Raw genomic sequence first — 12,907 nt, forward strand, 5'->3', positions numbered from 1 at the left:
TTAAATATGGTTTAATCAGAATGGCTCATGCATTAAGTAATCCCATTAACAACAATGATTTAGATGAATGTTATAAAGTTTTGTCATGTACTTAGGCAAAACACCTAAAAATAAATCAAACAACCAGTAAATATGATAGAAACGCAGAGATATTTTACTGCTTTTCTTTTACTGTTATCAGAAATGTCAATAAATAGTTGAAAGTAGTGATTCAAAAGACTAGAATCCTTATTCGTCAAAACCTGAGGCAGCGCCTCCGCAAAAAGGCTATGCCGCTCGCGGATCGCCCCAGGACCTTGAGCAATCGGAAAGAGATATGCTGTTAGTAAAACACTGTTGATTTCAATGATGTATAGGTAGATATGAGCATCAAACCTCTTTTCAAACACCCAAGAACGATGTCTCTTGTTTCCGTTTCGATGTGGTACAGGTCATTTTTTTATAAAAAAAAAAGAGGCTGCCAAACGGCAACCTCTCCAATACTCACATGGAATATATATGTATCTGTACGGGAATTACTCTACCTCCCACTCGAATAAGCCTGCTGAATTTTCATCCGGCTGCTGTACTTCAAGTTTAACCGCTTTTGTTGTTACTGCTTTAAAAGTAACTTCATTAACAGTTCCTTTTTTAATAACATATTCCGAATCGTTTTCAACGGCAACCCATTTTCCTTCGGCATCTTTGTAATAAATCTTCCATGCTTTAGGAATACGGCATCCACCCCATGGTGCATCATCATACCAAATTACAGAAGCACTTGAAATGGTTTTGGGGCTGTCAAACTCGTATGAAAGCCACTCAGTAGTACCTTGTTTTGGCCACCAGTGGTAATAAGGAATACTCCTGTCGTGTTCATCCTTTGGCAATAACCTGTCGTTAATAGCCGTTAAAGCCTTGGTTTTATGCGAAGCATCCACTTTACTTTCTGAAGCGATTGTTGGTGGCTGTACCGGACGGCTTGAGCTCAAGTCGTTGGATAACCATACCGCCATTTCGCCACTTCCCCTGTGTGCCCATGCATAGTAAGGAATCATGTTTAATTTAACATTGTTTACATCAATCATCCCCTCATCATTGTAGGCTAATAACTGTGCATCTGTTTGAATCATTTTGATACCGTACAACATATCCGGCTTATCGATTACTTTGAATACGGGTTTCTTTGGTAAAACAGGGCTCAATACACTAAAATCATTGTCGGGCCACTCGGCACAATACACAACAGGACCACGCTCAACGGATACTTTTCCACGATCGGCCTCTACATTATGGCTGGCTTTAACTGTGCGCACTTCCATATCAAAATGAACACTTACTTTATCGCCTTTTTTCCAGCTACGCGAAACAGTGAAATAACCTTTTTCCAATTCAGCATCTACTTTTTCACCATTCACTTTAACAGTATACGATAATTTCTTTTTATCGGTATATGAATAAAGGTCGCCAGGAACCACATCACCTTGCACCCATCCAGGGATACGGATTTTCAGGTTAAACTTCTGTTTCTTTTTAGGCTCAACCTTTAACTCAACATCCCCACTCCAAGGGTAATTGGTTGTTTGTGTTAAAGCCACTTTAGAATTCTCTACAGCAATTTCCGATTTGTTAGACATAAAAAGGTTTACATACAAATCCTTTTCGTGCACTGCATAAATATATCCGGGAACAGAAGGGATAAAGCGACAAACGTTAGAAGGACAACAAGCACAACCAAACCAGGCCTGACGTTGGTGCTGACCAATAGATTCCAATGGGTTTGGATAAAAGAATCCATCACCTTCCAACGAAACACCACTGATTAATCCGTTATATAAAGTACGTTCCAATACATCATAGTACTTTGATTCGCCATGCAACAAAAACAAGCGGTAATTCAGGTACACATTACCAATAGCAGCACAAGTTTCGCAATAGGCCGACATGTTTGGCAGTTCAAAGTTTTTTCCGAAAGCCTCACCGTGGTTTGTTGCTCCAATACCACCGGTGATATACAGCTTTTTATTCACGATGTTATCCCAGATCCTGTCGATGGCTTTAATGTAAGATGAATCTCCTGTCAACGCAGCAACATCAGCCATACCTGAATACATATAAGCCGCACGAACTGCATGACCTACTGCCTCATCCTGTTCTACCACAGGCTTATGCGACTGGCTATACTCGGTTTTAATGGTTGTTTTACCTCGTTTATCCAATAAAAACTTAGCTAAATCAAGGTATTTATGCTCTCCTGTAAGTACATATAGTTTAGCCAATGCCATTTCCGGAATCTGGTGTCCGGGAACCACACAGGCCTGTCCAGGCTTATCACCCACCTCACGCACAGCACAATCGGCATATGCCTTGGCTATATCCAAAAAGTTTGTTTTACCGGTAGCCTGATAATGCGCAATGGCACCCTCAAGCATATGACCCAGGTTATACAACTCATGGCTCAGGTCTTCTTCCTTCTCCCAACGCTTTGAACCTGCCCATTCGTGCGGGTGCTTTGGGTTCATGGTACGACTGGTATATAAATAACCATCTTCTTCCTGAGCTGCAGCAACAATGGTAAGGATGCTATCGATATACTTATCTAATTTAGCATCAGGATAGGTTTGCATAGAATAGCTGGCTCCTTCAATGGTTTTATACACATCGGTATCATCAAAAGACAAGCCTTTTACCTGGATTGTATCACTAGGATGAGCCGCTTTAATAAAGTTTTCATAACGTCCGGTTTCCTCGCATTTGCTAAAGGCTAATGGAATTGTAACCTCACGACTTGCTTTCAACCTCTGCCCCCAAAAAGCATCATTGACTTTTACAGAAGTAAAGGGTACGGGAGTGATCGGGTATCCTCCTTCCTGCTTTTTTTGCGCATGGGCCGAAAAAGCAACAAGTCCAACAATGAGATAGATTAATTTCTTCATTATTCTTTCAATTTAAAATTTATACGTTAAATCTCACCGTAAAATTGCATATTTACTCATACATGAACATCAACAAATGATGAATTAATACGAACAGATGTCTAATTCAACATTTATACAATGTTTTACAACCGCTGTATATCTGACACATAGCGCTTAGAGCAACTCTTTTATGGTTTCTTTAATTTCGGCCTCCGTTTTTCCCGGTGTAAATCCGTATATAATTCTTTTGACTCTTTTTTCCTCATCCAAAAAAATAAAAGTTGGAGTAAAACTTACTTTCAAAGAATCGAAAGTACTTTGGGGTGCAAGTAAAATATCAAACCTAATATCTTTATCTTTTACGTAATGAATTACCCCCTTCCTTTCTTCCTCTTTATACAACGACACAAAACTAAAATCCTTATTACTATACAAACTGTATAATTCCTTTAAAAACGGTACAGACCGTTTGCAAGGACCACAAAACAGACTTGTACAGCCAATCATATAAACCTTACTCGACTCTTCAATGAGATTATGATACTGCTTATTTATATCGCACAAATGCCAATTATGCACAATTGTATTTAAAATTTCATCAGAAAAATTCAATGTATCCCTGCTATTTCCCACCCAAAGCTTCATGTCTTCAGGTATATAATCAGCCATATTGAACTCTCCCGGATCCTCTGTGCTGTTTTTTAACTGACTGATTTCATCAATTATTGTATTGCCGGGCAATGTCCTTTTAAATTTATAAGGAAGCCATGTTTTGCGGTTAACCCATAAAGTATATTCCGACACTACACCTATATTTGATCCTGGTTCATTTATATAACAAGGAAACCTGGCTGCAAATTCAATCCTCTCATTAAATATTGAGATATGATAGGCAATAAACCTGCTATCTACCTCACGATCAACCACCACACTATCATTGGTATTCAACACATACTCGATCACGGCCCGGCTTCTTGCAAAAAATGGAAATGAGTTTGGGTAATAGTCGCGTTTAAAAAAAGCATATTCCTCCCAATCTATTTTATACTGTTTATTTCCATCATATCCAATAAGTACTTTTGTAGTATCTGACCAATCAAACTTAGCATAAGCAGCCCCAACCATGGTATCTAAGGACATATAATACTCCAAATAGAATTCATTGACTTTTTCTCCAGTCATAGGAACAGTATCCCCGGGGTAACAAAAAAAGTTTGTTGATTTATAAGATACCTTTTTAAACTTATTAATATTTTCCAGAACACCTTTAAGTTCCTTTTTCACCTGCGCAACGGAGCCTACTGATACTAACAACAGGGTAAAGCTTACAAGGAAGATTGTTTTTTTCATAATGATATGTAAATTGGTTCGACGTCCGATAACTAACACACTCTCTTTTTCGTGCCGAAAGCACTACTATAAACGTTGGAAGCCTCTGGCTTCCTTTGGAGGACCTGTCCGTTACAGACGGGGAGCTGATTCCCATTACCTACAAAGCTATTTAGTCTCTGCAAGAAAACTCCTGTTTTATAGTTAACCCCATCGCTGACCCCTCGTCCTCCCGAACTTGTATTCGGGAGAATTGGAGGGTGCGGTTTGGGAAAAAATCAAGTTTTCTTGCAAGTACTATTTAAAAACCCGGGGCGCGACTTTAAGTCGCACTCCGGGTGATGGGCTAGATCGTTACTTTTTTAACTCCTGCTCCTTTTAAGTGAAATTTATATGCCCACTGTTCCTCTTTGGGATCATCCGTTTTGGGGGCTCCCCAGTTAAACACAATTGGCCAATGTTCTTTAGGTGCTCCGCTCACAACAAACCAAAGAAAAGCGGTTTGTTCAGGAACTTTAAAAGACACCTTCCCTCTTTCATCTTTATACATTTCACTATACACGCGCTTTCCGTTTTTTAAATAAGCCACAAAACCATATCGCCAACCTGCCTTATCAACCTTTACATTGGTATAACCGTTGGCATTGGCCATCCCTCTAAAATCCAATTCAATTTGCGTCCCTGCTTCCGGCACTTCAAGCTGAATTCCGTTATAGCCATAATTTTGCGGGCAATTCACAGAATCGATGCTATACCAGCCTTTGCCTTCGTCAACCAATTGGGTTTTGTGCATATTTTTATAGGGTTCTGCAACTTCCTCCACCCTTGCCAAATCCCAGGTAATAAACCTTCTTGAAGCATCAAATATCTCATCGTTAAATTGCTCCTGGGTAATGCCGGTTATCCGCTTATAGGTAGCCACAGGATCTTCACCCTCTTGCGTTTCACGACTTAGTTTGCCATAAAAATCTTTCCCATGTTTTTCAGACCAGTACTCAAGCACATAAGGCGAGTGATACATATTTTGAGGATGTAAAAAGGCAAAATGGGTTTTGGTTAAGAAGGCATCCAGGTGATATTTTTCAAAAGTCATCCACTCAGGATATACCTGCCACAACATATACTGGGCCGACATTTCCATGATTGGTCCCCTTGGTCCTGTTCCATAATCGGCACTGCTCAGATACTGAAAGCTATGTGCCATTTCATGCGCCAATGCCCCAAAGGGTTCTTTATGGATCCTCACTGCCGGAGTCCACAGAATACCAACTTTATCCTCAGAACCCCCACCAAAGGCTGTTCCTTCATCACCGCCAAAAACAAAAATAAGCAGTTTATATTTATCACTAAGGGAATTCCCCTTCTGAACCATTTTTAACTCATTGACATAGTAATTATAAAAACGGCCACACTCTTCCAAAGCTCTTTGCGGACTAAAACGCTTTGTGGTATCCGGGTTAAGCATCGGATCGTTTCCGTATTCTTTATGCCAGAACAAAGCGATATTATCAGATTGAACAGAACGCTTAAAACAGTACGAACTGGTATCGCTGGTAAAATCGTTCTGATTCACGCTATCCGAAACCATATAAATATCATCAGGAAGATAAAGCTCCTTTACCATTCCGGGTTCTTTAACTTTACTATTAACATTTACGCACGAGGCAGCAAGTACAACCAGCAACAATGCTACAACCGCACCGGTAATTTTTTTGAACATGATTATTTCTTTTATCGTTATTATTACTTGATTTACAAACTAATTCAATTATTAATTATCCAGCCAGGAATTTAACAACTGTAGCTGGCTGGCATTGGGATTTTTACTTTTTGTGATTTTTATTGTTTTTGAACCGCCCGGGTAACTTCCTACAGCTAAGCCAAACGCTTCATAATATTTTTGATAATCTATTGATTTGGTTGAATAAACATATTCAAATAGTTCTTTTAGTGAAGTACCTGCAACATCTTCACAAACTGATTGAAATTCAGCATCCGTAAATCCCCTTCCTTTGTCTTTGTAGTATTGGTAATACAACGCTTGCATCACATCATCGAGTGTTTTTTTGTTTTGGGTAATAGTTCGTATTTTCAGGTCTAACAAGGCTGCTACAACTGTACCTTTGTTGTATACGGAGATGGATTGATCCTCGCCTCCCGGATTTCCGAAGGGACCATCTTCCCAAGTATAATAACTGGACTGGGCAAGAGTCTGATGCAACCTACCCGGATCATTTTCAAGGGTATTTATCTGAGACTCTACTTGCTCCAACAAATCTTCAGCACTGGTAATTCCTGCCCTTCTTAATATCATGTGTTGGTAATACACCGTTAAACCCTCACTCACCCAAAGCATGTTGGTTCTATTGGGCTTATCGTAGTTAAAAGGCCCCAGTTCAACCGGGCGTATCCTTTTTACATTATAATGATGGAAATATTCATGTGCCAAAAAACTCAACACCCCGTTCAGAGCAGAGTTGCTATTTAGCTCATTTCCATTAAAAGTTATTATTGTGTTGTTCAGGTGTTCAATTCCACCCATACCGGGACCTATGGCAATAAAGGTATATCTGCTGTAAGGAATTTCCCCAATAATATCCACAGCAGACTCTACAACTCTTTTGAGTTTATACATAAATAGCTCTTTGTTAAAATCACCTAATTCATATCCCACAAACTGGTGTTCAATCCCGTTAACAAAAAAAGAAGTTAATTTCTCAAGGTTTCCCATTAATATGGGGCAATCATATAAAATGTCGAAGTTTGGAGCAGTGAACTCATCACTACGGTTTTGTATTGGTTCTAGTCCTGTGGCTATATCATTCCACTTATTATAGTTGTTTATCTTTAGCTGTACCGGAAGGTTTGTATATCCATCCACATAAAGAAATGTATTACAGCATACAATATAGGCATGTTTCTGATCAATAAAGTTATTGGCCACAAATTGCCTGCTTGTACTTACTTTATAATTTACTTTCAGTGTTTTGTTTTTTACCCCTTTTACAAGCCAGGTGTTTTTATTGATCATTTCTACCGGAAATGCATTTCCATCATCATCCTTAACTTCCAGCGCTGAAATATCCTTTGAATAATCCATAATCTGGTAATAACCGGGCATCCAATCTGGTAGTTTTAAGCTGATTTGGTCTTTATGCCATAGAGGTAAGGACATATCCACCATAAAACCATGACTATCCGGATCTGTCACCGAAAGTTCGAAAGAAATTTTCGGCTGATTCCGGTTTAACCCGTCTGAACCTACTTGACAGGAATATAGTATGGTCAATAATAAAAACACCCAGCTAAACTTAAACATATGTCTGGTCATTACAATTTTTCTTTGATGATTCATGAGTTACTGATAAAAATCCAGGTATGAAGGAATATCTATCCCATTCATACCTGGATACATTAATTAGCGTTGGCAAGAAAAGTCCAAATTCGTCCCTCCTTACACCCCCTGACTGCCTAAAGGGAGAACCGTCAACCCGCATAGTGCGAGAAATTCCCCAATAGGAGCCAGGGGTGTGCGATTGGTGTTTGAATTATTTCAGGAGTTTTCTTGCAGATTCTAATTATCTATACACATTATTACCTTTCCTGAAACTTTATTTTAATTATACCCTGGGTTTTGCTTTAAGTTTGGATTAGTATTTAACTCCTCTAAACCAATTGGGAAAAGCAATGTATGATCGCCCTGAGGGGTATGGTTATACCAGCTCTTGGTTTGATAAACACCAAACCTTATCATATCAGTCCTTCTGCGGAATTCAGCAGCAAACTCCCAGGCCAGTTCATCCAGGAACCTACCATATAAAACAGGGGTTTGGTCTCCTGGGTTATCAATTTCCCCGTCCTCATTCAAAGTTCCATACTCAACTGTAGTATTGCCTTCAAGCTCTTCTCCTGTGACCACGGCTTTTGCAGGATCGTCAAACGATCTCTCACGAACATCGCTTACGATCTCTGCAGCCTGGCCACTCTTTCCGGTGCGTAATAAACACTCTGCTTTCATCATTAACACATCTGTATATCTGCAATAAGGCAAATCATTACTCAACGTACTTTGTGCCCCATCTTCAATTTCATATTTCTGACACCTGAACCCTTCTTCAAATTCACAATCGTAAATGCTTGGCATTTTATTTACCAAAGTCATCACCACACTTCCATCCTTCTTGCTTATCTGGTCACCCATCAACCAGGTATCTGCCAATCGCTTATCATCCGGATCGTAGCTATTTATTAACTGCGGATTACAACTTGAACCGCCCCATGGTTGTGCAACCATATTAAATACATCCCTATGGCCAGGAAGTAACATCTTCATATGTGCATTCCAATATTTACCATAAATTTTGTCGTAAGGAACAGCAAACACAATTTCCGGAGAACCTGAATTTTCGGTTTTAAAAATATCCCTGTATACCGGATCCAACGAAAACTTACCACTTGCTATAATCTGATTACAAGCATCTAAACATTTTGTCCATTGTGCAGTACCGGTATACACTTCGGCATTTAGGTAAACCCGGGCCAAAATCTGTAATGCACCCCATTTGGTAACTCTTCCGTAGGTTGACTGGTCAACAGTTTCTGTTAACTGCGGAATAACTTCGGTTAGTTCTGAAACAATAAAATCATATATTTCGCTGCGTGTTTTTTGTTCAGGAATTTCATCACTAAACTTTGTAATCAACGGAACATTACCGTGGGTATCCACAAGAATGGAGTACCACAGGGCACGCAAAGCACGCATTTCAGCAATAATAGCGACATCCTGTCCTTCTTCAAGAGGAAGTCCTCCTGATTCAACCTGCAAGATTACCCTATTGATATTATTAATACCATTATAACAGTTGGCCCAAGTATTTCTGGGTTGCCACTGTAAGTTGTTCCAGGTATGAAAGTGCATCCTTTTATAGGTTCCCCCATCGTCCCATCCATTAGGACGCGTAGGAGTGATAAACATATCCCCGGGTTCCTCCTGAATATCAAACAAACCTTGCCATCCCATAATATATCTCAGAGGCACATAACCTGAAGCCATTAGCGCTACAATATCCTCTTCTACAGGCACGAATGAAACTTCTGTAATTTCTTCAAACACTTCTTCTTCAAGGTCGGTACAACTACTTGTCACCAATAAAGCCGACATCGCCATAATAACAAGTGACGCTTTGGTGAATTTATATATATACTTTTTGATTTTCATTTTCTTATTGTTTTTAGTTTGCAAAACGTCTGATTATAAGGTAACATTAACTCCAAAAGTAAAAGATCTTGTTGTTGGATACTGATCACGGTGATCAATACCAGGAGCCAATCCCTGATCCTCATCCGATGATGATCCGATTCTGTTCACTTCTGGATCTATCCCTTTATAACCGGTAAACGTAAACAGGTTCATTCCGGAAACGTAAACCCTTAATTTCTCAATGCCTTTAATCTTATTAGTTTTGAAATTGTAGCCCAGGGTAATATTATCTATTTTTAAATAATCACCATCCTCAACATAATAACTAACATAACGTTGAACATCCGAAAGAACAGCCTTTCCATAAACCTTATCAAAGGCCGAGTCAAGTACATTATACGAAACTGTAGGGTTTTCGTAGAACATGCGTTGAAAGTTTATAATCTGAAAATCAAGAGCAGCCCTTAGGTTTACATTTAAGTCAAATCCTTTGTAGTTAAATGTATTGTTCAAACTTAAATAATGCTTTGGCAAACCATTACCTAAAATCTGACGATCTTCTGTTGAAGACTCTGTTGCCAGTTTGCGTTCCCCATCTGCATTTTCTATTATCCAGATACCATCTTCTGAAATATCTACTGATCTTAATCCATAAAAATTACCTATAGGGCCGCCAATATCGATACGGTGGGTTTCAATCTGAATGGGCTCCCCGGTATAACCTCTGTAAAAGAACTCGTTTGTAGTTTGAAACTTGTCATTTGAAAGGGAGGCCAGCTTGTTTTTATTGGTTGAATAGGTAAAATTGGCATTCCATTTAAAGTTTGACGTTTTTACCGGCACAACATTTAACAAGGCTTCAAATCCTTTGTTTTCGATAACACCCACGTTGGCTAAAATACTTCCATACAAATAAGGAGGTTCCGGCACATCATAATCCCAAAGGGCATCTTTTGTCTTTCTACTATAATAATCAACAGCACCGCCAAGTCTTCCATCAAACAAATCAAAATCCAAACCGATGTTGATTTCTTCTTTTTTCTCCCACTTTAAATCGGGATTGTCATTTCTTGAAGGAATCAAATCTCTTACCCAACTGCCATTATACAAAAAGTACTCATCATATTTAAGTCCGCTCAACGACACAAGGTTTTGGTCTACATTAATACCTGTTACTCCAAAACCGGCACGTAGTTTCAGGTTATCAATCCATTCAATATCCTGCATAAACGCTTCCTGGTTAATCCTCCATCCTGCTGAAACTCCAGGGAAATTACCCCATTTATAGTTTTCACCAAAGCGGGATGAACCTTCGCGTCGTAAACTTACCATCAATAGATATTTATCTGCAAGGCTGTACGATACCCTTGAATAGAAAGCGATTAACTTGTCTGTACTTTTTCCACTTCCCATACCAGCTTCTCCTTCGCCTAAACCTTTTCCTATTCCTAAACTGTTATATGTATAGGCATCTGAAGGAAAATATTTGTTGTTTGCCCAAAAGTTCTGATAAGTATTGTCTTCGTAGTTATAACCAACAAGGGCAGTAAAACGATGAGCTCCTATTGATTTCTTTAAACTGGCCGATAATTCTCCATAGTTACCCACATAGTCATCAGTTCCTCTTGAAGCATAACCTCCATTACCGTATTTGGTATTTGACACATGGTTTTTTGTTTGGTAATATCCCCTGATATTCGAATTCCCTTTACGTGCATACATAGCTTTAAGGTCTACGCCTTCTATCGGGGTATATACCATGCTGGCATTGAACCTCAGGTTCCGGTATTTATTTTCCCCAATGGATTCTTTAATGTAAGCTACCGGGTTATCGTAAAAATAAACATCCCTTTCATACCATGAACCATCTTCGTTTTTTATAGGTTCTGTTGGGTTTCGTATAATTGCCTGACGATACACATAGTTATTAAAACTATAACCATCTCCTCCTGTCCAGTACTTTTGTTCGCTGGCTAAAATACCAATGTTTGTTTTTAACTTGTTATCGAACATGTTATGGGTTACTTCAACCCTACCAGTGTATTTCTGGTTATCTGAATTAATAAAAATCCCCTGGTTGTCTTTATAGTTGACTGATGCCGTTAAGCTGGTTGTTTCATTACCACCCCGGAACACTACGTTATGTACATGGCTTACTGCGCTACGGGTAATTTCATCCAACCAATCCGTATCTGATCCGAAATCTTCTACATTAGAGCCATTAAATGAATATCCCTCAGCCCATTTCTCACGCAATTCATCAGCATCTAAAAAATCAAGCTTATTACTAATTTGGGATAACGACACATACCCCGAATATTCGATGGTTGGTTTCATCCCCAGTTTACCCGACTTGGTGGTAATGATGATCACACCATTTGTACCACGAGTACCATAAATTGCCGTAGCCGAACCATCCTTTAGTACGTCTACCGATTCAATATCTTCAGGAGCCACTGTTTCTAGGCTTCCCGGAACTCCATCCACCAAAACAAGCGGGGTTCTGTTTCCCATCAAAGAAGAAACTCCCCTCATCATCATAGAAGCACCTTTTGTAGGGTCTCCTGAAGGTAACGAAATGGATAAACCTGCCACCTTGCCCTGAACAAGCTGGGCCGCATCCTTAACCGAACCTTGAATAAAATCATCTGCCTTAACAGATGAAACGGCACTGGTAACATCTCCCTTTTTAATTGTTCCATATCCAATTGCGACAACTTCCTCCAGGCCTATCATATCACTCTCCAACACTATGTCTAATTTTGATATGTCGGCAGAAACCTGAATCTCCTGAGATGTATACCCCACAAAAGATATCTTCAGAATTTCCCCTACATTTGTATTAATTGAAAACGAACCGTTAATATCCGTGACCGTTCCATTTGTTGTACCTTTAATTACAACTGTCACTCCAGGTAAAGAACTCCCTGAATCATCCTTAACTGTTCCTGTTAACATTACTTTTTGTGACCACGCAACGGTAGAGACAAAAATGGTCATGACGAGAATTAGCATCCTAAAAGAAATGCCTCTCCGATTTCCCAAAAAACAAGCTGTCTGTTGTTTCATAAATTTTTTCTTTTAAATTTAGATTCTAGTTATTTTGCTATGAGTAAAATAGCTATGCTAAAGTTTATTATTATAGAACCAACCGACTGAAACATATGTGTACAAAACACATACAATTGTTTATTTTCAAGGATTTTAATATTAATAGAAGGTAAGAACTGAGATTTAACCCAAAAGACTGATTTACAAGACTTAATTTCAGCACATTAATCACTCCATCATGTCTTTTTCACAAGCAAAAATCAAGTTGATTGAAAAGTTTAACGAAGTATTGTAATATAAAGGTGGGATATGTTATATATTTTAGGCTAAAGATCTTTTGTAAAAGCATTTTGTATATCGTGCTGAAAGCACAGCTTATCCTAGCCCCATGCAACGCATGGGGTTATGTAAGGAGGTAATCAACGTCCTG

The 12,907-nt window shown here is 39.0% G+C and carries 6 protein-coding genes; all 6 read right to left on the bottom strand.

Annotated elements, in window-relative coordinates:
- Window positions 1–515 precede the first annotated feature (515 nt).
- Window positions 516–2,915 (bottom strand): glycoside hydrolase family 127 protein, encoded by a 2,400-nt coding sequence (locus OM074_RS20290; protein ID WP_301202487.1) that lies wholly within the window; start codon window positions 2,913–2,915, stop codon window positions 516–518.
- Between the two features lie 156 nt (window positions 2,916–3,071).
- The gene (locus OM074_RS20295) at window positions 3,072–4,247 is read right to left on the bottom strand and encodes a TlpA family protein disulfide reductase (RefSeq protein WP_301202488.1); all 1,176 of its coding nucleotides are present in this window, start codon (window positions 4,245–4,247) and stop codon (window positions 3,072–3,074) included.
- 325 nt (window positions 4,248–4,572) lie between these two features.
- The gene (locus OM074_RS20300) at window positions 4,573–5,946 is read right to left on the bottom strand and encodes a DUF6055 domain-containing protein (RefSeq protein WP_301202489.1); all 1,374 of its coding nucleotides are present in this window, start codon (window positions 5,944–5,946) and stop codon (window positions 4,573–4,575) included.
- A gap of 51 nt (window positions 5,947–5,997) precedes the next feature.
- Window positions 5,998–7,581: a M61 family metallopeptidase gene (locus tag OM074_RS20305; RefSeq protein WP_301202491.1), complete on the bottom strand. Its 1,584-nt coding sequence runs from the start codon at window positions 7,579–7,581 to the stop codon at window positions 5,998–6,000.
- A 261-nt stretch (window positions 7,582–7,842) separates the two neighbouring features.
- Complete coding sequence (locus OM074_RS20310) at window positions 7,843–9,444, bottom strand: RagB/SusD family nutrient uptake outer membrane protein (RefSeq protein ID WP_301202493.1); 1,602 nt, start codon at window positions 9,442–9,444, stop codon at window positions 7,843–7,845.
- 33 nt (window positions 9,445–9,477) lie between these two features.
- Window positions 9,478–12,495: a SusC/RagA family TonB-linked outer membrane protein gene (locus OM074_RS20315; protein ID WP_301202494.1), complete on the bottom strand. Its 3,018-nt coding sequence runs from the start codon at window positions 12,493–12,495 to the stop codon at window positions 9,478–9,480.
- Between the last annotated feature and the right edge of the window lie 412 nt (window positions 12,496–12,907).

This window comes from Plebeiibacterium marinum, from assembly GCF_026013615.1.
Classification (GTDB): Bacteria; Bacteroidota; Bacteroidia; order Bacteroidales; family Marinilabiliaceae; genus Saccharicrinis; species Saccharicrinis marinus_A.

Coding starts and splice junctions, on each gene's coding strand:
- OM074_RS20290 (WP_301202487.1), bottom strand. CDS start 2,915: ATGAAGAAATTAATCTATCTCATTGTTGGACTTGTTGCTTTTTCGGCC.
- OM074_RS20295 (WP_301202488.1), bottom strand. CDS start 4,247: ATGAAAAAAACAATCTTCCTTGTAAGCTTTACCCTGTTGTTAGTATCA.
- OM074_RS20300 (WP_301202489.1), bottom strand. CDS start 5,946: ATGTTCAAAAAAATTACCGGTGCGGTTGTAGCATTGTTGCTGGTTGTA.
- OM074_RS20305 (WP_301202491.1), bottom strand. CDS start 7,581: ATGAATCATCAAAGAAAAATTGTAATGACCAGACATATGTTTAAGTTT.
- OM074_RS20310 (WP_301202493.1), bottom strand. CDS start 9,444: ATGAAAATCAAAAAGTATATATATAAATTCACCAAAGCGTCACTTGTT.
- OM074_RS20315 (WP_301202494.1), bottom strand. CDS start 12,495: ATGAAACAACAGACAGCTTGTTTTTTGGGAAATCGGAGAGGCATTTCT.